27 protein-coding genes are annotated in these 26,174 nt (G+C 60.0%); 9 read left to right on the top strand and 18 right to left on the bottom strand.

Translation table 11 applies throughout. The features are described 5' to 3' along the window. Window positions 1–6: 6 nt before the first annotated feature. On the bottom strand, window positions 7–1,386 hold the full coding sequence (locus FWJ47_RS03435; RefSeq protein WP_246126143.1) for a uracil-xanthine permease family protein: 1,380 nt from the start codon (window positions 1,384–1,386) through the stop codon (window positions 7–9). A gap of 89 nt (window positions 1,387–1,475) precedes the next feature. Continuing rightward, entirely contained in the window at window positions 1,476–1,694 is a 219-nt protein-coding gene (locus FWJ47_RS03430) for a CsbD family protein (protein WP_147104120.1), read from the bottom strand. A gap of 210 nt (window positions 1,695–1,904) precedes the next feature. On the opposite strand from FWJ47_RS03430, the gene ectA reads away from it, so the two are divergent. The 8 genes from ectA (at window position 1,905) to FWJ47_RS03390 (ending at window position 8,184) form a co-directional block, all read left to right on the top strand. Next, window positions 1,905–2,432 (top strand): diaminobutyrate acetyltransferase, encoded by a 528-nt coding sequence (gene ectA, locus FWJ47_RS03425; protein WP_147104117.1) that lies wholly within the window; start codon window positions 1,905–1,907, stop codon window positions 2,430–2,432. Window positions 2,433–2,514: 82 nt separating this feature from the next. After that, window positions 2,515–3,801, top strand: a complete 1,287-nt coding sequence (gene ectB / locus FWJ47_RS03420; RefSeq protein WP_147104114.1) for a diaminobutyrate--2-oxoglutarate transaminase — start codon at window positions 2,515–2,517, stop codon at window positions 3,799–3,801. 128 nt (window positions 3,802–3,929) lie between these two features. After that, window positions 3,930–4,322 carry an ectoine synthase gene (locus tag FWJ47_RS03415; RefSeq protein WP_147104111.1) on the top strand — a complete coding sequence of 131 codons (393 nt, stop codon included), beginning with the start codon at window positions 3,930–3,932 and terminating at the stop codon, window positions 4,320–4,322. A gap of 80 nt (window positions 4,323–4,402) precedes the next feature. After that, window positions 4,403–5,767 (top strand): TrkH family potassium uptake protein, encoded by a 1,365-nt coding sequence (locus FWJ47_RS03410; protein WP_246126142.1) that lies wholly within the window; start codon window positions 4,403–4,405, stop codon window positions 5,765–5,767. A 31-nt stretch (window positions 5,768–5,798) separates the two neighbouring features. Next, complete coding sequence (locus FWJ47_RS03405) at window positions 5,799–6,431, top strand: potassium channel family protein (RefSeq protein ID WP_147108846.1); 633 nt, start codon at window positions 5,799–5,801, stop codon at window positions 6,429–6,431. A gap of 21 nt (window positions 6,432–6,452) precedes the next feature. After that, window positions 6,453–7,646, top strand: a complete 1,194-nt coding sequence (locus FWJ47_RS03400) for an acetoin utilization protein AcuC (protein ID WP_246126141.1) — start codon at window positions 6,453–6,455, stop codon at window positions 7,644–7,646. A gap of 111 nt (window positions 7,647–7,757) precedes the next feature. Then, window positions 7,758–7,856 (top strand): 30S ribosomal protein bS22, encoded by a 99-nt coding sequence (locus FWJ47_RS03395; RefSeq protein WP_081652675.1) that lies wholly within the window; start codon window positions 7,758–7,760, stop codon window positions 7,854–7,856. 82 nt (window positions 7,857–7,938) lie between these two features. Further along, entirely contained in the window at window positions 7,939–8,184 is a 246-nt protein-coding gene (locus tag FWJ47_RS03390; RefSeq protein ID WP_147104108.1) for a glutaredoxin family protein, read from the top strand. On the opposite strand, the gene proC is transcribed toward FWJ47_RS03390, so the two are convergent. The 11 genes from proC to FWJ47_RS03335 form a co-directional block, all read right to left on the bottom strand. Further along, window positions 8,165–9,004 carry a pyrroline-5-carboxylate reductase gene (proC, locus tag FWJ47_RS03385; RefSeq protein WP_147104105.1) on the bottom strand — a complete coding sequence of 280 codons (840 nt, stop codon included), beginning with the start codon at window positions 9,002–9,004 and terminating at the stop codon, window positions 8,165–8,167. The genes FWJ47_RS03390 and proC overlap by 20 nt on opposite strands. A 25-nt stretch (window positions 9,005–9,029) precedes the next feature. Continuing rightward, window positions 9,030–10,112: an NADH:flavin oxidoreductase/NADH oxidase gene (locus FWJ47_RS03380; RefSeq protein WP_147104102.1), complete on the bottom strand. Its 1,083-nt coding sequence runs from the start codon at window positions 10,110–10,112 to the stop codon at window positions 9,030–9,032. Next, window positions 10,109–11,071, bottom strand: coding sequence for a polysaccharide deacetylase family protein (locus tag FWJ47_RS03375; RefSeq protein WP_147104099.1), 963 nt, complete (start codon window positions 11,069–11,071; stop codon window positions 10,109–10,111). Before FWJ47_RS03375 ends, FWJ47_RS03380 begins: the two co-directional genes overlap by 4 nt. A gap of 2 nt (window positions 11,072–11,073) precedes the next feature. Continuing rightward, entirely contained in the window at window positions 11,074–12,006 is a 933-nt protein-coding gene (locus FWJ47_RS03370; RefSeq protein ID WP_147104096.1) for a polysaccharide deacetylase family protein, read from the bottom strand. Continuing rightward, on the bottom strand, window positions 12,003–12,680 hold the full coding sequence (locus FWJ47_RS03365; RefSeq protein ID WP_147104092.1) for an isochorismatase family protein: 678 nt from the start codon (window positions 12,678–12,680) through the stop codon (window positions 12,003–12,005). Before FWJ47_RS03365 ends, FWJ47_RS03370 begins: the two co-directional genes overlap by 4 nt. A gap of 29 nt (window positions 12,681–12,709) precedes the next feature. After that, window positions 12,710–14,092 (bottom strand): MmgE/PrpD family protein, encoded by a 1,383-nt coding sequence (locus FWJ47_RS03360; RefSeq protein ID WP_147104089.1) that lies wholly within the window; start codon window positions 14,090–14,092, stop codon window positions 12,710–12,712. Then, window positions 14,089–15,078, bottom strand: coding sequence for an ABC transporter substrate-binding protein (locus tag FWJ47_RS03355; protein ID WP_170228461.1), 990 nt, complete (start codon window positions 15,076–15,078; stop codon window positions 14,089–14,091). Before FWJ47_RS03355 ends, FWJ47_RS03360 begins: the two co-directional genes overlap by 4 nt. A 10-nt stretch (window positions 15,079–15,088) precedes the next feature. Further along, window positions 15,089–16,576: an MFS transporter gene (locus FWJ47_RS03350; protein ID WP_147104082.1), complete on the bottom strand. Its 1,488-nt coding sequence runs from the start codon at window positions 16,574–16,576 to the stop codon at window positions 15,089–15,091. Continuing rightward, window positions 16,573–17,322: an ABC transporter permease gene (locus FWJ47_RS03345; protein ID WP_246126312.1), complete on the bottom strand. Its 750-nt coding sequence runs from the start codon at window positions 17,320–17,322 to the stop codon at window positions 16,573–16,575. Before FWJ47_RS03345 ends, FWJ47_RS03350 begins: the two co-directional genes overlap by 4 nt. Before the next feature lie 95 nt (window positions 17,323–17,417). Next, entirely contained in the window at window positions 17,418–18,131 is a 714-nt protein-coding gene (locus FWJ47_RS03340) for an ABC transporter permease (RefSeq protein ID WP_170228459.1), read from the bottom strand. A 131-nt stretch (window positions 18,132–18,262) separates the two neighbouring features. Continuing rightward, on the bottom strand, window positions 18,263–19,072 hold the full coding sequence (locus FWJ47_RS03335) for an ABC transporter ATP-binding protein (RefSeq protein ID WP_147104074.1): 810 nt from the start codon (window positions 19,070–19,072) through the stop codon (window positions 18,263–18,265). Between the two features lie 174 nt (window positions 19,073–19,246). Here FWJ47_RS03335 and FWJ47_RS12415 point away from each other — a divergent pair, with 174 nt between their 5' ends. Further along, complete coding sequence (locus FWJ47_RS12415; RefSeq protein WP_170228458.1) at window positions 19,247–20,083, top strand: IclR family transcriptional regulator; 837 nt, start codon at window positions 19,247–19,249, stop codon at window positions 20,081–20,083. Window positions 20,084–20,326: 243 nt separating this feature from the next. On the opposite strand, the gene FWJ47_RS03320 is transcribed toward FWJ47_RS12415, so the two are convergent. From FWJ47_RS03320 to FWJ47_RS03300, 5 genes are read right to left on the bottom strand one after another with little or no spacing between them, the layout of a single operon-like run. Then, window positions 20,327–21,949, bottom strand: a complete 1,623-nt coding sequence (locus FWJ47_RS03320) for a dipeptide ABC transporter ATP-binding protein (RefSeq protein ID WP_147104068.1) — start codon at window positions 21,947–21,949, stop codon at window positions 20,327–20,329. Window positions 21,950–21,952: 3 nt separating this feature from the next. Beyond that, on the bottom strand, window positions 21,953–22,555 hold the full coding sequence (locus FWJ47_RS03315) for a cysteine hydrolase family protein (protein ID WP_281289256.1): 603 nt from the start codon (window positions 22,553–22,555) through the stop codon (window positions 21,953–21,955). Between the two features lie 23 nt (window positions 22,556–22,578). Continuing rightward, the gene (locus FWJ47_RS03310; RefSeq protein ID WP_147104062.1) at window positions 22,579–24,204 is read right to left on the bottom strand and encodes an ABC transporter substrate-binding protein; all 1,626 of its coding nucleotides are present in this window, start codon (window positions 24,202–24,204) and stop codon (window positions 22,579–22,581) included. After that, window positions 24,182–25,057: an ABC transporter permease gene (locus tag FWJ47_RS03305; RefSeq protein WP_147104059.1), complete on the bottom strand. Its 876-nt coding sequence runs from the start codon at window positions 25,055–25,057 to the stop codon at window positions 24,182–24,184. Before FWJ47_RS03305 ends, FWJ47_RS03310 begins: the two co-directional genes overlap by 23 nt. Next, window positions 25,054–25,974, bottom strand: coding sequence for an ABC transporter permease (locus tag FWJ47_RS03300; protein WP_170228457.1), 921 nt, complete (start codon window positions 25,972–25,974; stop codon window positions 25,054–25,056). The genes FWJ47_RS03305 and FWJ47_RS03300 overlap by 4 nt, the downstream gene beginning before the upstream one ends. Window positions 25,975–26,174: the final 200 nt, after the last annotated feature.

Here is a 26,174-nt window from a genome sequence, read left to right as displayed (position 1 = left end):
GCCCCCTTACCTCCCGGAGGTGTCCTCGTCCCAGCTGCCACCGGTCTCGAGGTGTGCGGCGTCGTCCTGGTTCACGGGGACGGCCAGGTCAGCCTCGGTGTCCTCGAAGCCGGCGTCGGTGCCGCGCCAACGGGCGATCGCGCTCATCCCGTGGTGGATGACGAGGGCGGCGACGGACCCCAGAGCGATGCCGGTGAAGACGATCTCGCCGAAGAGCATCGTGTAGTCGGCGATCGCGATGATCAGAGGCACCCCAGCGACGGCCAAGTTGATCGGATGGGAGAAGTCCACCTTGTTCTGCACCCAGATCCTCACCCCAAGGATGCCGATCATCCCGTAGAGCACGGTGCCGGCGCCCCCGAGGACGCCGTCGGGAACCGTGTTGACCAGGGCGCCGAACTTCGGCACCAGGGCCAGCAGGATCGCGAACATGCCGGCCACCCAGTAGGCGGCGGTGGAGTAGACCTTCGAGGAGGCCATCACACCGATGTTCTCCGCGTAGGTGGTGGTGCCGGAGCCGCCGCCGGAGCCGGCGAGCATCGTCGCCGCGCCGTCGGCCATCAGCGCCCGGCCGGTGATCGGATCGAGGTCCCGCTTAGTCATCAGCGCCACCGACTTCACATGCCCGACGTTCTCCGCCACGAGCACCAGCACCACGGGAATGAAGAGCACCAAGACGCCGGGGTGGAAGGTGGGGGAGGCGAACTCCGGCAGGCCCACCCACCCGGCGCCGTCGACCTCAGAGAAGTCCACCTCGCCGCGCACCACAGCCACCAAGTAGCCCACGACGACGCCGACCAGGATAGAGAGGCGGCCGAGCATCCCGCGGAATAGCACCCCGGCGACGAGCATCGCCACGATCGTCACCGTGGCGGTCACCGGCCCCTCCTGGACGTTGTCCCAGGCGGCCGGCGCCAGGTTCAGGCCGATGAGCGCCACGATGGATCCGGTGACCACCGGGGGCATCAGCTTCTGGATCCAGGCGGGTCCGGCGAAATGGACGATCAGTCCCACCAGGAACAGTCCCAGGCCGGCCGTGAGGATGCCGCCGAGCGCTCCTGACATCCCGTACTGTGCGCTCGCCGCGCCCACGGGGGCGAGGAACGCGAAGGACGAGCCGAGATAGCTGGGGACCCGGCCCGCGGTGATGACCAGGAAGAGCAGGGTGCCGATCCCGGAGAAGAGCAGCGTGGTGGACGGCGGGAACCCGGTGATCACCGGGACGAGGAACGTGGCGCCGAACATCGCGACCACGTGCTGCATGCCGACTCCGGCGGTCTGCGGCCAGCTCAGCCGCTCCTCCGGGGCAACGACGTCGCCGGGCCTGATGGTCTTTCCGTCACCGTGGATCTTCCAGCCGAAGCCGGGCACGAAGCTTTTTGTCACGGCGGACGAGTCTAACCGGCCGTAGACGCAGAAGGGCCGGGCAGGAGCGTGTCCTGCCCGGCCTCGGGAGCTCAGCGCGGAGGCTGGCCTCAGTCCTTCTTCATGCCGTCGGCGAAGCCCTTCACCGAGTCGCGGGCGTCGCCCGCTGCGTCCTTCACGGACTCGCCGGCGTCCTTCAGCTTGCCCTGAAGATTCTGGCCCTTGCCCTCGGCCTCGGTGCGCTCGTCACCGGTGAGCTTTCCTGCGCCCTCCTTGGCGCTGCCGGCCACCTTGTCCTTGCCTGCGTCTGCCTTGTCCTCGAGTCCCATCAGCGGAACCTCCTCTTTCTGTCTGCGGACAATTTCAGGAATCATGTTACTGAGCGGTTTACGCCTTGTCAGCACTCTCAAGGGGATTCATGGCAAGCTCTGGGCCGACACCCAGACTCCAGACGTCGTCGCATACCAATCTGCTGAGGAACTTTCAAGCTTTGTGCAGCGCTGTTGGAATCGTCACCGGGTCTTACTAATCTTGGAGCGATGAGCGACCAACAGAGCAATGAGCTGATCATCCTGCGGCCACCCACGGTGGCCGACGGGGCAGACCTCTGGCGCCTTGCGGAGGGCACGGGGGTGCTGGACACCAACACCCCCTACGCGTACCTGCTGTGGGCGCGAGACTTCGCCGGGACCTCAGTGATCGCTGAGGTGGAAGGAGAGCCGGCGGGCTTCATCACCGGCTACCGCAAACCGACAGACCCCTCCACCCTGTTCGTGTGGCAGGTCGCAGTGGACTCCCGGTTCCGAGGCCGCGGGCTGGCCAAGAAGATGCTCTTCGACCTGGTCGAGCGCACTGCCGACGACGTCTCCCGGCTGGAGACTACGGTCACCATCGACAATGAGGCCTCCCTGGCGCTCTTCGGGGCCCTGGCCCGCGCACACGGCACCGAGATGACCCGCACCTCCCTGTTCACCGAAGACCTCTTCCCGCATCAGGAGGAGACTGGTGAGGAGCACGCCGCCGAGGACCTCTACACCGTGGAGCCGCTGCACGCCCCGGCGACGTAGTCGAACCCCCAGGTTCTCCCAAGCTTTGTCGTCGTACTCTAAGTTTCTGTTCGCAACCCGTTAGGTAACCCAGGAAAGAAGCATGGCTACAGACATTTTTGATACCCGCGAATCCCAGGTGCGGAGCTACTGCATGAGCTGGCCCGCCGTCTTCGAGAAGGCAGAGGGCCCCTATCAGTGGTCCGAGGACGGCACCAAGTACCTGGACTTCTTCTCCGGGGCGGGCGCGCTGAACTACGGGCACAACCATCCCGAGCTGCGCGACCTGGTGGTCGAGTATGTGGCCAACTCCGGGGTCACCCACTCCATGGACATGAAGTCCCCCGCAAAGAGGCGCTTCCTGGAGACCTTCGATCGGGTCATCCTCGAGCCCCGCAACCTGGACTACAAGGTGATGTTCCCCGGCCCCACAGGAACCAACACTGTGGAGGCCGCGCTGAAGCTGGCCCGCAAGGTCACCGGGCGGCAGCACATCCTGTCCTTCACCAACGCGTTCCACGGGATGACCCTGGGCGCCCTGTCCGTGACCGGCAACTCGATGAAGCGCCGCGGCGCAGGCATTCCGCTGACCAACAGCTCCAAGATCCCCTACGACGACTACTTCGACGGGGACATCCCTGACTTTCTCTGGCTGGAGAAGGTCCTTGAGGACTCCGGCTCCGGCGTGGACAAGCCCGCCGCCGTCATCGTCGAGACCGTCCAGGGCGAAGGCGGCCTCAACGCGGCCCGCATGGAGTGGCTGAAGGCCCTGGCCGACCTGCTCAAGCGGCACAAGATTCTGCTGATCGTCGACGACGTGCAGGCAGGCTGCGGTCGCACCGGCACCTTCTTCTCCTTCGAAGAAGCAGGCATCTACCCCGACATCGTCTGCGTCTCCAAGTCGATCTCCGGCTATGGCCTCGCCATGGCGCTGACCCTGTTCAAGTCCGAGCTGGACGTCTGGGAGCCCGGCGAGCACAACGGGACCTTCCGGGGCAACAACCTCGCCTTCGTCACCGCCGCCCGCGCCCTGGAGCTCTTCTGGTCCGACGGCTCCTTCCAGAAGGAGCTCGCCGGCAAGATCGAGACCCTCCGCACCGGCATGGAGAAGATCACCGAGCACGTCAAGGGCTCCTACATCAAGGGCCGCGGCTTCCTCACCGGCGTCAGCTTCCCGGACCCGGACACCGCCGGAAAGGTCGCCGCCGAGGCGTACAAGCGCAACATGCTCGTTGAGACCTCAGGCCCCCAGGACGAGGTCGTCAAGCTGATGCCCGCTCTGAACATCCCGGACGAGGATCTGCAGAAGGGCCTGGCCATCCTGGAGGAGGCCGTGCTGGCCGCCACAGGCCAGATGGGGGAGCCCAGCCGCCTCCGGGCACCCCACTGACCGGCAGCTGGCCCGGCGGCGGGCCTCCCTGACGTGCCCCGTGCTCGGTAACCGGGGCGCAACGTTCGCCTGGGAGCATGACCTCAGGCACGACGGCGTCGTCCCTCCCCAAACTTTAAGGAGCGTGTATGTACACCCTGCACATCGATGACCTCAACGGCACCGACCGCGACATCAACGAGCCCAACTGGCGATCCCGCCGAATGGTCCTCGCCAAGGAGAAGGTCGGCTTCTCCCTGCACGAGACCACGCTGCGGGCTGGCACCGAGAACGACTTCTGGTACGCAAACCATGTGGAGGCCGTCTACTGCGTGGGCGGCAAGGGCACCCTCACCGACAAGGAGACCGGCAAGGAGTACCCGATCACCGACGGGTTCCTGTACCTCCTCGACGGGCACGAGAAGCACCATGTGTCCGTGGAGGAGGAGATGCGCATGGTCTGCGTCTTCAACCCCCCGGTCACCGGCCGCGAAGTCCACGACGAGAACGGCGTCTACCCGCTGATCATCGAAGAGGACTGAGCTCTTCCTCTGAAGCTAACCTTCAACCTTCGGGCCCGGTCGCACTTCGGCCGGGCCCGCTGCGTGTCTACAGTAGGTGCGTGCGCGAAGCCTGGGAGGGAACCAAGCGACTGGTCAGCCGGATGGCCCAGTCATCCCCGCCGCGCACCGCGCTGCTGATCTTCGCAGCGGTGATCATGGTGTTCACCGCGCTGCTGCTGGCCCCCTGGTCCACCGCCGACGGCCGCTCCCCCGCCTTCCACGACGCCCTGTTCACCGCCACCTCAGCAGTCTCCGTCACCGGACTGACCTCAGTGAACACCGCCGAGCACTGGTCTCCGGCCGGACAGATCGTCATCCTCGCCGGCATCCAGATCGGCGGACTCGGCATTCTCACCCTCGCCTCCCTGGTCGCGCTCTCCGTCACGCACCACCTCGGACTGCGCACCCGGCTGGTCGCCGAGCAGGGAATGCCCACCGGCTCCCTGGGCGAGGTCGGCTCCCTCATCCGCACCGTGGTGATCTGCTCCCTCGTCGTGGAGGCGGCCCTCGCCGTCGTTCTGGTTCCTCGGCTCATCCAGCTGGAGCAGGACGTGCTCGCCGGCATCTGGCACGGGCTCTTCTACTCGGTCTCCGCGTTCAACAACGCCGGGTTCATCATCCACCCTGACGGGCTCGACGGCGTCAGCCACGACCCCGTCGTCCTCTGGACAATCATGATCGGCGTCTTCCTCGGCTCGCTCGGATTCCCAGTGCTGCTGGTGCTGTGGCGGTGCCGCTGGCACGTCAAGCGCTGGGGCCTGCACGCCAAGCTCACCATGGAGGTGACCGTGCTGCTGATGGTGCTGGGCGCCGTCGGCTACGCCCTGCTGGAATGGAACCACACCGAGACCATCGGGCAGATGACCGCCGGGGAGAAGCTGCAGAACTCCCTGTTCGCCTCGGTGATGATGCGCTCGGGCGGCTTCTCCGTGGTTGAAAATGCGATAGAGCACTCCGAGACGATGCTGCTCACCAGCGCGATGATGTTCGTGGGCGGCGGCTCGGCGTCCACCGCGGGCGGCATCAAGGTCACCACCTTGGCGGTGATCTTCCTGGCGTTCCTCGCCGAGGCCCGAGGCCACGGCGAGTCCACCGCCCACGGCCGCACCATTCCCGCCCAGGCTGTCCGGGTGGCAGTCAGCGTGGTCGCCATGGGGGCCACGTTCATCCTGGTCTCCACCATGGCGCTGATGATCATCAGCGACGAGGACCTCGAACGGCCGCTGTTCGAATCGATCAGCGCCTTCGCCACATGCGGGCTCACCTCCGGGCTGAGCTCCGAGCTGCCGCCGTCCGGCCTGTACGTGCTCTCCGCACTGATGTTTGCTGGACGTGTGGGCATCATGACCTTCGCCGCAGCCCTGACCCTGCGGCAGAGCCGCATCCGCTACCGCTACCCGGAAGGACGGCCGATCATTGGCTAGACAACGACGCACCCCCAACAAGCCGATCCTCATGGTGGGGATGGGCCGGTTCGGCATCGCCCTGGGCGAGCAGCTCGTCTTCCAGGAGAAGGAAGTCCTGGCCGTGGACAGCGACGGCCGTCTCGTCCAGAAGTTCGCGGACATCTTCACCCACACCGTCCAGGCCGACGCCACCGACATGGAGGCGCTGCGGCAGCTCGGCGCCGAGGAGTTCGACTCCGCGGTGGTCGGCGTCGGCACATCCATCGAGTCCTCCGTGCTGATTGCCGCGAACCTCGTGGACCTCGGCGTCAAACAGGTGTGGGCCAAAGCCATCAACCCCACGCACGGCAAGATCCTCACCCGCATCGGCTGCCATCACGTCATCTACCCCGAGCACGACGCCGGGGTCCGTGCCGCCCACCTGGTCTCGGGCCAGATGCTGGACTTCATCAAGTTCGACGACGATTTCGCCATCGTGAAGATGCGCCCGCCCAAGGTCCTGCACGGCAAGACCATCGACCAGGCCCAGCCCCGCAAGAAGCTCGGCGTCAACGTGGTGGGCGTGAAGTCCCCCGGCGAGGACTTCGTCTACGCCCAGCCCGACACCCTCGTCTCCGCAGGCGACACCATCGTCGTCTCCGGCGACGTCAGCAGACTGGAGTACTTCGCGGACCACGCGTAGAGCTGTCATAGAGTTGACCGTGTGACTCGCACAGCAGCCCTCCCGTCCACCGCCGTGGTGTGGGACCCAGCCCTGCTGGACTACCGATTCACCGCCGCCCACCCGATGGACCCGGTGCGGCTGGAGCTGACCGAGCAGCTGTGCGCCCAGCTGGGGGTGCTCGACGCGGAGAATGTCATCACCATCACCCCGGAGCTCGCCACCGCTGAGCAGCTGGGCAGCATCCACGAAGCCGGCTACCTGGACGCGGTGCGAGAGGCTGACGCGAACGGGGTCGCCTCGGAGGAGCACGGACTGGGCACCGAGGACACTCCCGTGTTCCCGCAGATGCACCAGGGAGCAGCACGGATCGCCGGGGGCACGGCCGCGCTGGCTGAGGGGATCGCGTCGGGCCGGTTCGCCCGGGGCGTGAACTTCGCCGGCGGCATGCACCACGCCCACGCCGGCCGGGCGGGCGGGTTCTGCATCTACAACGACGTCGCCCTCGCTGCTCAGACGCTCCTGGATGCCGGGTTCCGCCGCATCGCCTACATCGACGTGGACGCACACCACGGGGACGGCACCCAGCAGATCTTCTACGCGGACCCGCGGGTGATGACAGTATCGGTGCACCAGTCGGGCGCGAACCTCTTTCCGTTCTCGGGGTACCCCAACGAGACGGGCACCGGGGAGGCCGCGGGGATGAGCGTGAACCTTGCCCTGCCGGAGGAGACGGACGACGCCGGCTTCCTCCGGGGTTTCCACGCCCTCGTACCCGCAGTGCTGGACGCGTTCGAGCCGGAGGTGATCCTCTCTCAGCACGGCGCCGACGCCCACGCTCAGGACCCGATGAGCGACCTGCGGCTGAGCCTGGAAGGGCAGCGGCGGATCGCCCTCGACATCGCTGAGCTCGCCGAGAGGCACTGCGCCGGACGCTGGCTCGCCACCGGCGGCGGGGGCTACGCGGTGCACGGCATCGTCCCGCGAGCCTGGACCCACCTGACCGCCGTGGTCGCCGGATCCCCCATCCCCCCAGACGCCAAGGTTCCGCGGGGCTGGCAGGAGGAGCTGACTCACCTCGGCGTCGACCCTCCGACGAGCATGGGCGACGGCGCGGAGCCCGTCTTCCGCAGCTGGGAGGACGGCTATGACCCGGAGAACGCTGTGGACCGTGCCATCATCCAGACCCGCAAGGAGATCTTCCCCCTGTGGGGCCTCGACCCCTACTATGACTGAAGCGGTCCCAGCGGCGGCAGCCTCGCCTCCGGTTTCGTCTGCTGGGGGGCGGGTCTGTAAACTGCTCCGAGACCATTTGGCCTACCCCCTATAGACAAGGACTGTCGCCCTATGGGTTCAGTGATCAAGAAGCGCCGCAAGCGCATGGCGAAGAAGAAGCACCGTAAGCGTCTGCGTAAGACTCGCCACCAGCGACGCAATAAGAAGTAGCAGCTTCATTCAGGGCCCCGGATCCTCGCACAGAGGCCCCGGGGTCTTGTTGTATCTGCCTGCTGTTTCCGAAGGAGGCCACGTGAGAGATGTTGAGGTGCTGGTCAAGCCGGGCTGCCACCTGTGCCAGGACGCGCTGGCGGTCACCGCACAGGTGTGCGAGGAGTTCGGGCTGGAGCACCGGACCACGGACATCACCCAGGATGCGGTGCTGGCGGAGCAGTTCGCCGAAGAGATCCCGGTGCTGCGGATCGACGGGGTGCCGCGGGACTTCTGGAGGTTCGACTCGGCCCGCCTGCGCCGCCTGCTCAGCAAAGCGACCGGCTGATCTCTCCTGCCCGGGCGGCGGAGGCTTTGGCGCCGGCGCGGATGGTCTCTGCCATCCCGGCATCGTCGAAGGTGCGGATCGCCTGCTCGGTGGTGCCGTTGGGGCTGCTGACGTTGCGGCGCAGCTGGGCGGCGTCGGCGGCACCCCCGTTCTCCACAAGCATCCTCCCGGCACCGTAGAGGGTCTGGGCGGCGAGGTCCGCCGCGAGCTCAGGGGCCAGGCCCATCTCCACGCCCGCCGCAGCCATGTGCTCAGCGAGGTAGAACGCGTAGGCGGGCCCGGAGCCGGCGACCCCGGTGAGCGCGTCGATCTGCGGCTCATCGAGGATGTGGACACTGCCGGAGGCGCCCAGCAGCTCAGCCACCGTCTCCGTCTGCTCGCGCATGGTGTGGGCGCCGGGAGCCAGCCCGACGACGCCGAGGCCGACGGACATCGGGGTGTTCGGCATGGTGCGGATCACCGGCTGCCCCTCGCGCAGAGCCTCCTGCATCATCTCGAGGGTGACGGCGGCGGCTACGGAGACGACGACGGCGCCGGGCTTGAGCGCCTCACGGATCTCGGCGCAGAGGTCGGTAATCTGGTGGGGCTTCACCCCGAGGAAGACGACGTCGGCCTCGGCAGCAGCCTTCAGGTTGGCCTCCGGGGTGCTCTCCTCGGACAGGGCAGTGACGCCGTGCTCGTCCCGGGCCCGCTGCGCGGAGGCCTCAGACCGGTTGGTGACGGTCACGTCGGCGGGTGACACCCCGGAGCCCAGCAGCCCGGCGAGGATCGCCCCGTTCATGGACCCGAGGCCAAGCATCGCAATCTTCGCAGAAGTCATATTCCAACCCTACTGGGCCCCTGCTTCACCAGGCTCGGTGATATTGGGGTGGCGGAGGCACTGCTTGCGTTGCTCCAAGAGCGTTCGCTGCTCGACGCGGCCAGTGCGGGTCTCTCAGCATTGCCCTGCCGAGCAGTACGACATCTGCACTTCCATCCTCAACAATCTCAGCTGCCTGCTCGGGCTCTGTGATCAGGCCAACTGCTCCGACCGGCACGCCGGAGCTGCGTACTGTGCGAGCGTCAGCTACCTGATACCCCGGGTAGGCCTTGTAGTCCACGTTGGGAAGCAACCCACCGGAGGAGCAATCGATGAAGTCGGCACCCTGTTCTGCAAGTCGCTCAGCAAGCGTTGCCGATGCTTCCGCAGTCATACCCCCGTCAGTGACGTCGCTGACTGAGAGGCGCACCAACAGCGGCGTCTCAGGAGACAACACTTCACGCACTGCCCGGACCGTCTTCAGAAGGAAAGATTCCCTCGCCTCGGGACTTCCACCCCATTGATCATCACGTTGATTAGTCAAGGGGGAGAGGAACTCGTGAAGGAGGTAGCCATGTGCTCCATGAAGCTCCACAGCATCGAAACCCGCTTTTTCGGCTCTTTCAGCAGCGTCCGCGAAACTTCGGATGATCTCCCAAACTTCTTCCTCAGAGAGAATTTCAGGAGCGGACAAATACCCAAATGCCTGCCTTGTAGCTCCTTTGGTTTTCCAACCACCTTGTTCGGCGGCCACACTCCCTCGATCGGGCGCGTCACCAGGGAGGTTGCGATATTTGCTTCCTTTTCGGCCGGCATGCGCCAGCTGCACTGCGATTCGAGAGCCAGCCGCATGCACGAAGTCTGTCACTCTTTTCCACGCAAACATCTGCTCTGCCGCCCACAGCCCGGCGTCCTGGGGAGTGACTCTTCCTTCTGGGCGCACCGCAGTGGCCTCCGTGATGAGCATCCCTGACCCACCAAGGGCTACCGCCCCATAATGAGCAAGATGGAAATCACCGACGGCTCCATCTTCATCAGGGCAGGCATACATGCACATGGGGGACAACCACACGCGGTTGGACACTTCGATGCCTCGCAGGGTGATGGGGCTGAAAATCTTGGGATTCATACGCCTCCTGCAGAGTCTGCCGATACAGCGCGGCCTGCTAACGGGGCGACCTCGGAAGGAAGGAGAATCTCAACCTCAGGTTGCTCCACCAGCCAGGCAAGGAATCTCTCCGCAACATCGGCGAAGCACGCCTGCCCGAGCACCCAGCCGAACCAGCTGAGCCCTAAGAAACGAGATCCTACGATATCCGCGTCTTCAAGCAGCTGCTGCACCGTGTCTTTAAGGAACTGCTCGTAGTCGTCAAATCTCATACCGCGCGTATAAAGTGCGAACATGTCCTCAGCCTCCAGTGAGAAGGGCAGGCTTACCACCTCACTCGGCTCAGTCGGAACCACCACAGGGGTCTCATCAACAGGCCACTCACCGAACCAAGAAATCCCTGCCTGAGCTAACAGGGCATGGGTGCGGCTGGAGGTTGCACGCTCCGGAGAGAACCACCCGGCAGGCGTCCGCCCTGTCGCCTCACGAATCGTGCCCAGACACTCTCGGATGGTGATGAGCTCCTTTTCGGGTGAGATTTCCTCGCTGAAAACGAGGTTCGCGGCACGCCCCCTAGCAACAATTTCGGGGGCCCTACGCCCTACTTCTCCGGCCAGGCCGGGTGCATGCTCCACACCATATTGGTCAAGCGTTACTGCAAAGGGCACTCCTACGGCTTCTGCGATGGACATAAGCCGAAAAATACCTACGGTGAGACCGAAGTCCCATTGGGACAGCCTGACAACCTGGCCGATCCGAGGTTCACTGGTGTCCCTTCCGACGCCTCCCTGCATCTCCAGCGGCTTCAAGGCTCCCTCAGGAACGTTGTCCATATATGCTGGAGCATGCATGAGGATGCTGACGGCGAGCTTCTTTCCGCTGGGAAGGAACCAGTCTGCACGAGCCGGCTCATAGGTGCGTTGCAAGTCTGGGGCGTAAACCGTGACGCCCCGATTGTCCACAATCTTCCTGCTTGTCATTGTTATGCACCCCCGGTCGTCTTAGTATCCAAAGACATCGCATGTGATACCTGGTCCTTGTAGTGGTGTGCGATGTAGTGGTCGGTGATCTGCCCCGCCGTGGCCAACCAGACACGGCCATCCCTGCGGAGGTAGTCGAAAATCTCTTCAAGGTGCTTCTGCATGCCAGGCTGCCCGATGATGAAGGGATGAGTCGCGACACATGCCACGCGGCCCTGCCCATCTTCCTCTGCATCTCTGAGCATCCTGCTGATCTGGGCAATCACCATCTGCACGAAGTACTCGCCGGAATAATGCTTGGCGAAGAGAAGGGGCACGTCGTTCAGCATGTAGCTGTACGGGATAGAGACCAGCGGCTGCTCACTCTCGACCCGCAGCGGTCGGGGCTGTTCGTCATGGACCCAGTCGGCGTGATATGTCATTCCGTGCTTAACCATTAGATCGCTGGTCTGCACAGTTCCGGAAATTTTAGGCCCGAGCATTCCCTTGATTCGCCGACCGGCGTAAGTTTCAGCCAATCGCTGAGAAATGTCGAAGAACTCACTCTCTTGTTCTTCGGTGTACCCATAGACGGTGCGGAGGTTAGAGATACCGTGGCTCATGATCTCCCAGTCACGTTCAAGCATGGCCTCTCTTACCTCTGGAACTTCCTCGAGCAGAGCCAAACTCAGCGAAACAGTGGAAGGAATCTCAAACCGATCCACCGCTCGAAGCATCCGCCAGAAACCTACCCGGTTTCCGTAGTCCCGATGCATATAGTGCTGCACGTCAGGGGCAGGAACACGTCCCTGCGGAGAAGCACTGTACGCAGGAACATAGTCGTAATGCTCTACGTTGGGGGCATGCCATACCGCAACGGTTTTTCCCTCTGGCCAAGTCACCTGAGGGCGCCCGGGCATAGGCGCATAGATCAGTCGGTCATCGGTGGCGATCATGCGGCAGTCCCTACAGAAGCACTCCCTGTCAAAGCTTTGAAACGCTGGAGCGTCTCCTCAAGGGAGACTACGTCTCCGAAACGATCCTGCATATCCCACAGGGAAACTTCTCCAGAGAGCGTGCGGAAGTCGTCGCAGCATTCTTCAACCACGCTGACTCGGTAGCTTCTATAGGCGGCGTCGACCACGGTGGCTCGCACACACCCGCTTGTAGAAGTGCCTGTCATCACGAGCTCATCAACATTCAGTTCTTCGAGAAGGTCTTCCAAGCTTGTCTTGTAGAAGCCTGAAGCAACGGTCTTCTCCACCACATGGTCCCCGGGCTGCGGGGCGACCCGCTCGTCGAAGTCTGTCCACGGATTTCCTCTTTCGCAGCGTTCTGTAAGAGAGGACCTAACGCGCTGGGCAAGCATCCTGTCTTCCAGTGAGTCAAGGATCATCGCGAGGTAGATCACTGGGACCCCCGCCTGACGAGCTCTCTCCAGGAGGACCGCCGTGTTTTTGAGCACCGTCGCAGTCGACTCACCAATCTTCTCGTGCTGTGTGAATGCTCTCTGGAAGTCAACAACCACGACGGCGGGCTTTCGCCCCGAGCCGATCTTCGTCCGTTGTTCACGCAGTTCTTGAATCTTGGCCACTTCGTTATTCCAGTCGTGGTCTTGGGATAGTGTCATGCTGTTTTCTCCTGTCGGAGGTAGAGGGGTTACTGCTGGGTCAGCACATCAGTGAGCGCGCGCGATGATCTGGTATCCAGCGATGCAATCAGCAGCCGGAGCTCTTCCTTAGTGAGGCTGGTAGGAGACATAGCCAGGTGGGCGCTGGTCAGTGCGTCCCATTCATTCTGTTCGAACGGCGTAAGCTCCTGGTCCCCGCAGGGGTGATCGACGCTTACGGCGATGGCTCGACCGTCTTCCAGCTCTGCAGTGACACGGGCGGGACGCGAGGCGGAGGTGAGACCGGAAAAATCGTGGCTGGGCCTCACCCTGACGCGGCTGACGGCCTTCCTGAACTCCTGTGTCCATGCCTCGGGTGTCGAGCGGACGTAGCTGACATCGCCGTACAGAAGAGCGGAACTTACGGCAAACGGGATCGAGAACCATGCACTGTGCCGGGTCGTGAGCTCTTCACGGCAGAAGTCAGTCGCAAAAGGCGGCACTTCCACAGTCAGTTCTCTTACGGTGGCCAGTTCTTGTCTGCCCATGTGCATTTCCTGGCGGAGCTTGAGCACAGCGTCGATGGAGCCGTGCAGATAGGCACAAGCACTGTGCCTCTTGAAGTAGTTTCCGGTGATAAACCACTGGCTGGAGTGGGAACCTCCGACGTGCGCCCGGTCCAGACGCCCTAACCCTCCAAGGCCGAGCGCCTCACCCGCTTGCAGGCCTGAGGCAGCGAACCTGCTGGCGTTGAGACCGTTGAGGTTGGCCGCACCTACCCACTGGTCCCTTACGGCACCGCCTGCGTGAACGGCAGACCACGACGTGGCAATTGGCATAGCCAGGCCAGCCCGAATCGCCTCCTTAACCTGGGCACGAGGAAGTCCCAGAAGCGCAGCACATCCTGCGGCAGCTCCTACGGCTCCCGCCGTACCGTGCGGGTGCGCTTCAGGAGGAAGGTCCGCTACGCTGCCTATCCTCGCGGTCACTTCATAGGCGATAAGCAGTGCCCTTTGGAGAAGCCAGCCAGGCGCATTTCGAACGGCAGCCAGAGACAGAACTGCGGGGAAGCATTGTGCTGCCGGATGACCTCCAGCTTCCCGGTGCCCCTCGTCCATCTCCATCGAGACCGCAGCGACACCCCCTAGCCAGCACGCGCTCTCCAACGAAAGATCTACAGGCAGGGGCACTCCATTACGTCCTCCCCATGCTTGAGCCAAAGCGACGCAATGCTCCGTGCTGGCTCCCGCCAGCATCACGGCCAGTGTATTCTCCAAGACCCGGTCGAGAGCGTCAGATACCTCTGGGGGCAGCGAACGATCGGGGCTGGAGTACTCAGCCGCAAACTCGGCGAGGCCTTCCGCCACTGAGGGAATTGACGTGGCAACCTCCGGGGCAGGAGGCCTCGCACTTTTCTGGGAGAGAATGCTCATGAGTCTCCGGAAGAGTTCCACTCTTCGAAGGTGCTGGTGTCATACATTTGGGTCACGTCGTCATCCGTAGCGTCCGTCATACCGAGGCTTTCGTAGAAGTCGCGAGACTCATAAATCTCATCAACTTCTTCCTCACTGAAGTCGAGCCGGTAGCTGACCTTGTCCTGAACGGTCTGTGCGAGACTCTCATCGTCGATGCCGCTGTTCTCCATCACCAGGTCAAGCACCTCGTCCGGGTTCTCCTCGATCCAGTCAATGGCGTTGTCCAACGCGGTGAGGACACGAACAGCAAGCTCTTCGTCTTCTACGACGTCTGAACCACCGACGGTATAGCCGGTGACGGGCATCGTCTCTTCCGAGTCCAGGACCACGCTGGAACCCTCGGTCTCTGCAAGGGACTGGCTGACATTCGGCTCCCACATGGATGCCGCGTCAAAGTCCCCCCGCGTTAGGCCTGTAACCAGCTGAGCCGCGTTGACGTCTTCGTAATCAATGTCTTCGGCGCTGAGGTTGTGACTTTCGAGGAAATTGCGCACGTGCATGTCGAGCACCGAACCGTGAGGAGCTGCAAGGGTCAGACCCTCAAGGTCTGAAGAGTCACTGACGTCTCCCGCCTCCTCGTTGGCAACGATGCCGTACCAGCCGTCGCCCACAAGGTTGGAAGCCAGCGCTGTCACGTCGCTGCCTGATCCCGCCAGCAGGCTGAGGGTGGAGGAGGTGGTGCTGGTGATGTCGGCCTGCCCCGCGGTGATGGCCTCAGTAGCTTCCATCCCGGAAGGGAATTCGACGAGCTCTGCCTCGATCCCCTCCGCAGCAAAGAAGTCTTCTTGCACTGCCACATAGAGATGGGTGAAGAAAAAGTCTGGTGCTACTCCGACCACGATAGAGGCATCAGGCTCTGGGTGATCGGCGTTGCCACCGCCGTCGCCGCATGCCGAAAGCGTCAGAAGCGACGCGGCTGAAACGGTTGCTACAGCTGCCTTCATGGGATTCTGCTTAGAAATGTGCATCATTTCCTCCTGCGAGTGATGGGTTGGGGGGTATCTCGGGGGTTTTCCGGGGGCGGCGATCGCTGCCAAGCACAGCTCCGATGAGCGCAGTCAGCGCAAGGAGGGCAAACGCTGCTTGCAGCCCTAGGACGAAGTCCGGGTGCACGCTGCTGGGCAAGGGATATTCGCCGGCATAGATCGCAGCTCTCGCCCCAGGACTAAGGAAAAGCGTGGCGGAGGCCAGCGATACGGCTGTCGTCGTGAGGAAGCCAAGGTTGAGGGCCGTCGAGCGTATGCCGTTCGATACTCCTCGACGTTCCACAGGCGTGATGTACATGATGAGGCTGGTGTTGGGAGTCATGAACAGCCCAATTCCCAGTCCTAGCGCAACCAGCGCGATATACGTGTATCCGCCCAGGTGTCCCAGCTGAAGCAAGACGATGAGAGTTAAAGATGCCGTTGAGACCAATGCCATTCCAAGTGAGGCTAAGAATCCGGTAGAGACTTTTCCCACAAGTCGTCCAGCGCACTGAGCGGCTGCCATCGTCGCCAGGGGCGAGGCAATAGCGATGAGCGACACTTCAAAAGCAGAGAGCTCTTCAACCGCTTGAAGATAGATAGACAGCAGCAATATCACCGCGTAGTGGCTGAAGCCGCAGAGAAAGACTGCGGTATAGCGTCGCCCAAGCTTCGGGATTCGGAACAGAGACAGGTCGACTAGGGGGGTGCTGCGCTTTGCCTGTGTATAGATGAAGGCCACCATCAGGGCCACGGCAACCATGATGAGTATTGGCCCTTGAGCGGAGCTCCATCCTGTGGCAGACCCGTCCGCCATCCCAGCGACGAACGCTCCCAGGCTGGAAATTAGGAGCACTGATCCGAATACATCAAACTTGTCCCGGCCTCTGCCAGTCCTTCCCGGAACCAGTTTCCAGGACAGAAGCAGACTGAACACTGTCAGAGCAGAGGAGGCGATAAAGATCCACCGCCAGCTGAAGTACTCCGTTGTTATGCCGCCGACCACCGGTCCCAGCACCTGCCCCAAGGCTGCCGAGGTGGCATTCATCCCCAGCGCCATCGGCATCTTTCCCTGCGGGAAGACATCCGTGAGGATGGCGGTGGTGTTGGAGATGATCGCCGCCGCTCCGAGACCTTGGACCAGCCGAGCGAGTACGAACAGATCAACGTTGCCGACCACTCCCGCAACAACGCTGGAAACGGCGAAGACACCTACCCCGAAGACATAGAGTGCCTTCCGACCGAAAATGTCTGCCAAACGGCCGAAGACCACTATGAAGGCCGTCAGCACAAGCTGATAGGCGAGGATGAACCACGTTGATTGCGCTGGGGAAGCCTGAAAATCATTCGCGACGACAGGCATCACAATGATAAGACTTGTAGCATTGACGAAGACCAGAATCACATTCACACTGGTGGCGATTAGCACCCACCATGCAGCCTTGCCCGATGCTTCGAGGGTCAGGGACGGGCTCATGCGACTGCCTGGCCAGGGCTGCTCTGATACTTCCGGCCTAGAGTGTTCATCAGGATGACGAAGATTCGGTCGCTTACGAGCCCGAGGATTCCCAGAACGAGTATCGCGCTGAAGACCGAGGGGATGTTCGTGGTGGTCATACCGTTGTTGATGGTGACGCCGAGGCCCGAGGCGGCTCCCAGCATCTCCGCCGAGACGATAGTCATGTAGGCGTTGCCCAGAGCGATGCGTGCACCTGCGATGATATAAGGCACACTTCCTGGCAAGGTGACCCACATCATGCGTTGCCACCAGGAAATTCCCGTCGCGCTAGCCATTCTCTGCATATCCTGAGGAATTCCGGTCCGCGCCTCCAAGGTGCTAAGGGCAACGACGAACACACTGGTGTACATGACCAGAACGATCTTTGAGGTTTCGCCTGCACCGAACCAGACGAGGGCTGGCGCAAACCACGCCAACGGAGGAACGAAGCGGAAGAACGTCACGAAAGGTGCCGTGAGCCCGAGGAAGATCTTGCTTGCGCCGAAGAGTAGACCTAATAACACCCCTAACAATGATCCGAGCAGGAATCCGGAGAAGATACGGCCGAGGCTTGCGCCGGTCGCTTCGATGAGACGTCCATTAGCCGTGTTCGCCACCAGATTGTCGACAACGTCCATGGGTCTTGGGAACAAGAAGGGGACACCGTAGCTGCGCGAAAGCACCTCCCAGACAACCCCTATGACGAACAGTGAGGTCAGAAGCATCACGCTGCTACGCCCCCAACGCACCAGAAGACCTCGAAGCTCAGCTCCTCCATGGATTGCTGACCCCTTCTGCACAGTTTGCACGGTTCCTGCTGTCATAGGTCTGCGCTCCCTGCGTAATAGCGGCCAAAGATCGTCTTTCTAAGCATCACGAAGAGAAGATCTCCCAGGTAACCGATAACGCCAAGAATGAGGATGCATGCGAACATCAGGTCCGTACTGAACGTTGTTCGAGCGTCAAAGATCAGGAACCCCAAACCTGACCGTCCAATAATCATTTCGGCACCGACAACGGCCATAAACGCTAATCCGAGCGCAAGACGCGCCCCCACGAGCGTGTACGGCACCGCGGAGGGGATAAGAACCGAACGGAAAATTCCGAGCGAACTCATTCCAAAAGTACGCGCCATTCGAATCTTATCGTTGTGCACCGAGGCGATCCCCGAGATGGTGTTAATAGCCACCGGGAAGACCGTTGCGTAAATGACAACAAATTGGATGGGCGGCTCTCCGATCCCCAACCAGATCGTGGCCGGCACAATCCAAGCTATAGGAGAGACAGATCGCAGGAAATTCAGATAGGGGTTAAGAATTCGCCTGGCTAGACCAAAGGAACCAATAGCGGCACCGACCAAAAGCCCTGCTCCTGAGCCCGCACCGAACCCCACGACTACTCGCCAAAGCGTATCGAAAAGATGTTCCCGCATGCCGGATTCTACCGCCATTGATGTTACTGCCACGACCACCGAAGAAAAGGCTGGAAGTACCATTGAATTATCGATTGACAGCGCGGTAATCTGCCATGCCATAGTGGCCAAAAAGATTCCTAAAACTCCTAAAACTTTAGGAGAATCAGACAGGCGTTTACGAAGAGAGTGCCCCGAAGAAACAACTGGCTTATAGCCAGCCCTCGGCCCCGAGCCCTCAGCAAGGAGCGCACTCATGCAGCTGCCCGCTCATTCGGAACGCCAAATGGCTGACGTGCTTTAGCCGCTGTCACCCTCGCCTCCAGCTCGTTGACGCGCTCTGTAAACTCAGACGTCCTCTGCCTGGGCCGCTCCAGACCGATCTCCATCACTGAATGCAGATAAGCGGCCGGCCCGGCGCTCATTACTCCGACACGGTCCGCAAGAATCACCGCCTCGGCAATGTCATGGGTAATAAACAGAATCGTTCGACGCTCCCGAGACCAAATGTCGGAAAGCTCATGCTGCAAAGTAGCTCGCGTCTGGGCGTCCAGCGCGCCGAACGGCTCGTCCATTAGCACCGTCGGCGCATCAGTGGCGAGGCCCCGAGCAATTTGGACTCGCTGCTTCATGCCGCCCGAGAGTTCATGCGGGTACTTGTCTGCCTGTTTCTCTAACTCCACCAGCGTCAGCGCCCGTTTGACCTGCTCTTTCCTCTTGCCCGGAGCAAGACCTGCCACCTTCAGGGGGAAGTCCACGTTCTGCCGCACAGTGAGCCATCCAAGGAGCGAATCATGTCCCTGAAAAACAACTGACCTATCGGGCCCAGGAGCACTGATGGGCTTTCCTTGCAGTCGAATCTCCCCAGCGCTGGGGAGCTCAAACCCTGCCACCTGATTGAGGATTGTCGTCTTCCCACAACCGGAAGGACCCAGAAGCACGAAGAACTCGCCCTCCCTGAGGGCAAGGGAGACATGTTCCATCACTGAAGGCAGAGACGGCTTATAGGCGTACGAAACATCATCGATCTCCAGGATCGATTGCTCCACTGCAGTGGCAGACATTGCGACTCCCTAAATTGCGTTCCGCTGAGCGGACCTTGTGAGACTTCTCTAATGCTAGAAAAGAGGCGTTTAGCTGGCATTACTCGCTTGTTACGGAATGGTGAACTGTAAACTAGTGTTCCACTGAATAGAACAAGAGGTTATGCTTCTTGCAGTACGAAGGGAGCCCCCACGTTGGAACACACTTCAACAACTTCTCCATCTGTCACTGGGCGAGTCGCGCAGACACTGCTGGCCTTCAACGGCGCAGGACGATGGCAAGGCGTCTCCGAGCTGGCGCGTGAGCTAGGGCTGAGCAAGTCTGTAGTGCATCGAATCCTGCAGCAGCTGGTACAGACAGGCCTAGTCCGCTATGACACCACCCGAAGGGCTTATGCCCTTGGTCCTGCATCTGTTGCTCTAGGCATGCGCGCGTCTGCAGAAGACGACCTAAGGGCAGCAGCCATGCCTGCAATATCAAAACTTGCTGAAGTAACTGGTGAAACAACTACGCTCTCTGCCCGAATCGGCTACAGGCGCTGCTACGTGGCGCAGATTGAAAGCATGCAACGCATTCGAATCACCGTATCGATCGGCGAACATACACCCCTGACGGTCGGAGCCAGCGGAATCTGTATGCTCGCCCAGCTTCCTTCAGAGCAGGTCAACGATGTGCTCTCGCTTCCCATCCCGTCTCTCACGCCACGCACCCCAACGGACCCAGAGGTCCTGAGGAATCGCTTAGAAAGCATCAAAGAGCAGGGGTGGGCTACAACTCGCTCAGAACACGTCCCCCTGTCCCAAGGCATCGCTGCCCCCATCACTAACGCGGATGGGCTTCCGGCTGGTTCTCTCAGCATCGGTTTTCTGGCAAGCCGACTAGAAGGCCAAGCAATCGATAAGTATGCAGCCCTAGTTGTGGAAGCTGCCAAACGCGCGAGTCAGGCCTACCAGCGAAGACTAACGGAAGCCGAATATGGAACAGAAACTCATGGAAGAACAAGCGCTCACGACCCAACAGGTGCCGGCTGATTTTCACTCGATCGAGTGAGAACCACTGTTTAACAGGGCGACCGGCCGCAGCATGTAGTGCTCTCCCATGGGATCGTCGCACCTGACGGAGTGCCCCCTTGGTGCACCGCGCAGTGTCTTTCTTGCCGATCGGCTGGAGAACCAGCCCATGGACAGGTACCACGAACTGCTCCCTGCCGGTGCCAACTAGGCCAGTCTGTCTTATCAGGAAAAAATCGCGGATTTCCTACCACTGTACTGGCGTCAGTGAACGAGAGTGCTGTCCCTGCCACCTGGGACAGCACTGACGAGCTTCCGAGTATATTCCTCTTTCGGCGCACTAAATATAGTATTAGGGTGACCAGATTCAATAATATATCCCTGGTTCATAACATGAACTCGATGGGAGATGAGCCGCACGACGGCCAAATCGTGACTAATAAATAGATAGCTCAGGCCAAGTTCTTCCTGCAGCCTCACCAAAAGCTCCAGAACCTGTTTCTGCACCACTACATCGAGAGCTGATACTGCTTCATCAAGTACAACGAGCTCAGGATCGAGCGCTAAGGCTCGGGCTATGGCGACGCGTTGACGTTGTCCTCCGGAAAGCTCTGATGGAAGGCGATCTGCAAGGGTAGGAGGAAGCGCAACCAGGTCCAAGAGACAGCGCACGCGTTCCTGCCGCTGAGCCGGGTTTCCGATTTCGTGAATATCCAGTGGCTCTTTAATACTGTCACGCACAGTGAAATAGGGGTCGAGCGAGCCATAAGGATTCTGAAAGACAGGTTGCACTCGGCGGCGGAAGTCAACTAGTGATCTACCCTGCATCTTTGCGAGTGATGTTCCCCTTAGCAGGACGTCACCCTCGGTGGGCACCTCGAGCCCCAGGACCATCTTCGCAGTCGTCGACTTTCCGGAGCCCGACTCGCCCACAATGGCTATGGTTTCACCCTCTCTGATCACGAAGGATGAATCCTCCACCGCAGTGAAGCCACCACCTCCGCCTCGAGTTCGATAGACTTTCTTTAAGCTGTCCACTACGAGGAGCGGGTCCTCCGACTGGTCCTCCCCACGTACTTTAACGAGAGGTTCACTATCAAGACTGGGCGAGGCTTGAATGAGCTTTCTCGTGTAGTCATGGCTCGGCGACCGTAAAAGATGCTTAGCAGACCCTTCCTCGACAACACGACCGTTCTTCATCACGACCACGTAGTCGCTGTGCTCAGCAGCGAGTTCAAGGTCATGTGTGATCATCAAGAGCGCTGTCCCCATCTGTTCCGCAAGCTCCTCCATCCTCTCCAGGATGGAGCGTTGAACGGTGACATCCAAGGCACTCGTAGGTTCGTCTGCGATAAGAAGCTTTGGCCTGCACGCCATGCCAATGGCGATCAGGACTCGCTGTCGCATTCCGCCAGAAAGTTCGTGAGGGAATTGCTTGGCACGTCGACGAGGTTCTGGGATACCCACCATATCCAACAGTTCGACGACCCGCTCTTCAACTTGGGCCTTGCCCCGTAGGCCATGAACCTTGAGTGCCTCCTTAATCTGCCGACCTACGCGCTGCAGGGGATCCAAATTGGACATCGGATCCTGCGGGACGAGGCCGATCTCTCTTCCACGAATCGATCTCATCTCACGCGGGGACATCGTGCACAGGTCTTTACCCTCGAAGAGGATCGACCCCGCTGTAATGGAACCATTTGCAGCCAGCAGCCCGTTGACGCAGGAGGCAGTTGTCGATTTACCAGAGCCGGATTCCCCAACCACTGCAAGATTGTGTCCGGCACCGATGGTGAAGGAGACCTCTCGGAGTCCCGGGATCATCCCTCCAGCTGTTTCAAAGTCCACGCTTAAATCTTGAATTTCAAGCCGATGATGGTTATTCATTAGTCACGCCTCCCAGCAATTTACGATCTCTTTTACCGAGAGAACTTTTCCGAAAAACCATTCGATGGCAAAAAGGGAGTGATCATTACGGTCTTGAGTGAACTCCGCCACAGCATCCCGGGCGACGAATGTTCCATAATCTCTCTGGCCGGCATCGCGAGCAGTACTTTCAACACAAATATTTGTTGTAACGCCGCAAATTACTAAGTTGCGTATGCCCAGGCCTGTCAGGACCGGTTCGAGACGCGTTCCATAGAAGGCACTAGGACGTGACTTGTCGATGACTACCTCACCCTGACGCGGAGCAAGCTCGGGGACTATATCCACTCCTGGATCTTCAGGAGACAGGGCGCGCGCTTCATACCGCTTCCGCGCCCGCTCTGTCCGGATTGCCCCGAAGTCTACAAGCCCGGGACTGTAGACGTAGCGTGTAAAGATGACAGGAATACCTGCGTCGCGTGCGTGCTCTACTAGCGTCTGCGTTCCTGGCAGTGCCTTCCGGAGAGGCCCTACCGACGGTCCCCCACTAAGAGCGCCCAGGCTTGCATCGAGGAAAGCTCCTTGCATATCAACTACGATCAGGCACGTGTCCTCGCAGGGAATCATATTCATATAATCACCAATTCACCTTAGTCAAAAATGAATAGTCCATCGGGACGAGGTTCCCAGTCAGTCCCCTCGCTTGCTCCGAACGTGTACACGTCAGTAAACAAGGGCGCGTAATACGACTCGTCGTTAATGACCTGCAAAATCTGCCCAAGTAGCTCTGCGCGCTCCTCAGCATCTACTGTAGCAATCTGTTCAACCATCAGATCATCGATCTGATCATCATTGAAATATCGAGTACTGTCAGGCGCTGCTAACAGAGAAAGTGGTAAGTCAGCATCCATAATCGAGGGGGCGAACTGCCAAATATAGATCCCAGGTAGTTCATTGTTCAACCATGCCGACCTGAAGTTGCCAGTCTCCTGTTGATCAAGTTCTATTGTCAGCCCTGCCTCTTCTAGGTAACCGCCAACTGTCTGTGCAAGCTGGGAGACCTGAGGTAGCTCTGTTGCGGGATAACTCAGGACGATGGGCGTACCGTCATAGCCAGCATCTTCCAGCAGCTCAGCAGACGAGTCAGCATCATAATCTGTGGGCAAGATGTCATCGTTATAACCGAACACAGTCGGGGCCACCATCTGTCCCGTGGGCTCCGCAAGACCTTGATAAAGATCAGAACTGATGGCTCCTCGATCCAGCGCCAGGTCAATAGCTTCACGAACCTGAGGGTCCGCAAGCGGCCCCCCCTCGACATTGAAGCCCAGATACAAAACCCTGTTGCTTTCCTGCTCCATCACCTCAACGCCTTCTGTATCCCGCAAAGTGTCCACATTCGCAACACCGAGTTGCGCAATGTCCAGGTCACCCGCCTGCAAAGAGTTGGCTCGAGTAGATTCATCTGTAATGAATCGGATTTCGACCTCTGAATAAGGCCCATGGTCCCCGTGGTAGTCCCCATACTGACTGAGACTGAGACCGTCGCCCCCGTTCCAGTTCTCTACAACATAAGGGCCAGACCCGACCGGATCATTCGCGAACCCCTCCGGATCCTCCTCGTAGACATCCTGAGGAAGGATCGAGATAAGGGTGGCTTGTCTATCGAACGCTGCGTACGGGGCGTCCATGGTGAAGGTGACCTCGAACTCCCCCGTAGCCTCGACAGCCCCTATGGAGGAGACATAGGAGCCAATCGCAGCATCATCACGCTCCAGACCTTGCTCATAGCTGAAGACTACGTCTTCAGCCGTCACAGGTTCACCGTTGTGGAAAGTAGCATCATCTCGGAGAACGAATGTCCACGTCTCCGCAGTTTCATCAGTATCCCAACTCTCAGCCAGGCCCGGCCCGACCTCCCCATTTTCGTCAATCACGGTTAGCGCCGAGAACACAGAGCGGAAAACACTAACGGCCGGGATACCGATGTCGTAAAGAGGATCCAAAGTAGACGGTTCACCGTTCAAGGCCACGTTGATGGAGTCACCAGAGTCAGCCTCCCCCGCGCCCCCCTCGCCATTGTCATCATTCACGTCTGAATCGTCGTCAAACCCACCAGTACAGCCGGTAACAACGAAGGCCCCTGAAAGAATAAATGCAGATCCTATTTTTACTGCCCTTGAGCGAACACTCATGGATAACCTCTCTATATTAATATTGCGATTTAATTTCTCTTTGGTTATTTTCAGACATTTACTGCCGCCTGTTACCTGCACGAACCCCCTGCGATAGAAACTGCGCGCCTGCGATTAAGAGAAAAGCAACTGTTGCCGGCGCAATAACCAGGTGCGGCGATGTTTGTAAATACGCTTGGCCTTCAGCGATTAGCAGCCCAAGACTGGGATTAGGGGGCGGTACCCCGAGTCCCAAATAGCTCAGTGAAGACTCAATAGTTATGACAATTCCTAATTGATAACCGGCTGTAACCAATAGCTCTGGTGTAACGGCACGGAGCAAATGCTTACGAATTATCCAGGGTGCAGAACCGCCTGCAGATCTTGCTGCCGCCACGAAGTCCTGCTCACGAAGAGAAAGCACCATGGAGCGGACTAACCGACCAAAAACGACCCAGTTCATGATGCCTAAAAGAATGGTAAGCATCCAGATGTCAGGCCCTAGAGCAGCGACAACGACGATCAGTAGCAACATCGTCGGAATAGCCAGAGTGATATCCGCAGTGGCCATGAGGAAGTTATCCAGTCGCCCGCCTCGATAACCCGAAATAAGCCCCAGAAGCAACCCTAGGAGAGCACTAATTGCCACAGACCCAACCCCAATCAAAAATGAGGTTCGAGTAGCGACTGCAACCCGGCTCAGTATGTCCCGCCCTAGTTGATCTGTCCCCAACACGTGGGTGGCATCTACAAATGGGGCCACCAGTGAGGCTCCAAGTTGTTGTGCGAACGGATCAGTGTTCGGGAGCAAGGGCACAACGAAAGCAAGTATGAGCACGACCGCAAGGAACAACATCGATAACAGGCCCGTCGGGGTGAACCGTCCCAGCACATTTCCCCGTAGCGGGCTCTTTTGTTTACCTTCAACCTCTTCTACTGCCGTAACCTCGCTCACTTTGTCACCCTCACTCGCGGATCGATCACTGCATAGAGCATGTCAACGACGAAGTTAATGACCACAAAAATAATGGCGATAACCAACACTCCTGCTTGAACGACCGGATAGTCACGTTGCTCGACCCCCTGGACAATCAGTCGTCCGAGTCCGGGCCAGTTGAAGACCGTCTCCAGCACGACAAGTCCACCGAGCAGCACGCCTAGATTTACACCCGCCACTGTGATCAGCGGCACCAAGGCATTAGGAAGCTGATGTGTAAGAACCACCCGGGTACGGGAAGCGCCCTTGGCTAGCGCTGTCCGCACATAATCTTCGTTCCTGCTCTTTGCGAAAGAACCGTTGATCAGGCGTAAGTACAGAGCGACCTCGAAAGTAGCGATAGTGACGATAGGCAGCACATATGAGGCGTACGAGGTCCGGCCGATGGCAGGCAGCATGCCCAGCCAGATCGAAAAAACCAGAATCATCAAGATCCCGAACAGATACGGAGGGATCGCTTGTCGGGCAGTGGCGACCCACAACATTGCGTTTCGTACTGCAGGATAAGGAGAAAGCTCACCCCAGACCGCTACAGCAACTGCAGCGCCGAATCCCAGCAGGAACGAACCGATAGCTAACTCAAGAGTGTAGGGAAGCCGCTCAAGAACGATGTCAAGCGCAGGCGCACCCTGTCTTATCGAATCTCCGAAATCTCCAGTCATCGCCCCGCCGAGGAAATAGAAAAACTGGATGACGATCGGTTCGTCAAGCCCCAAAGAGGCACGAGTGGCCTCTACCTGGTCCGGCGGCGCCTCTGGAGGCAGCATGAGCAAGACTGGATCTCCAGCCATTCGCGCAAGAACGAAGGCAACAATAACTACCACGAGCAGGGTCGCTACCGCCCTTGCTGCACGAGCTGTGATGAACCGGATCACAACGCCTCCTGTCATACATCCGATATATTCGCCTATTGCGTTCTGATCAGAGTAGTGACCTGGTGTTACGAGAGCATTACGGCTCTAGAACCCTGAAATCACGCGGAACAGAAAGATCGCGACTACAGTCCGTCTATTCATCCGATGAATTACGGTGCGACCGATAGGCTGGGTATGATGGCTGTTACTGATCTATAGGA

Source organism: Nesterenkonia populi, from assembly GCF_007994735.1.
Taxonomy (GTDB): Bacteria; Actinomycetota; Actinomycetes; order Actinomycetales; family Micrococcaceae; genus Nesterenkonia; species Nesterenkonia populi.
Note: the sequence above shows the minus strand (reverse complement) of the source record. Positions and strands in the feature narration are given on the sequence as shown.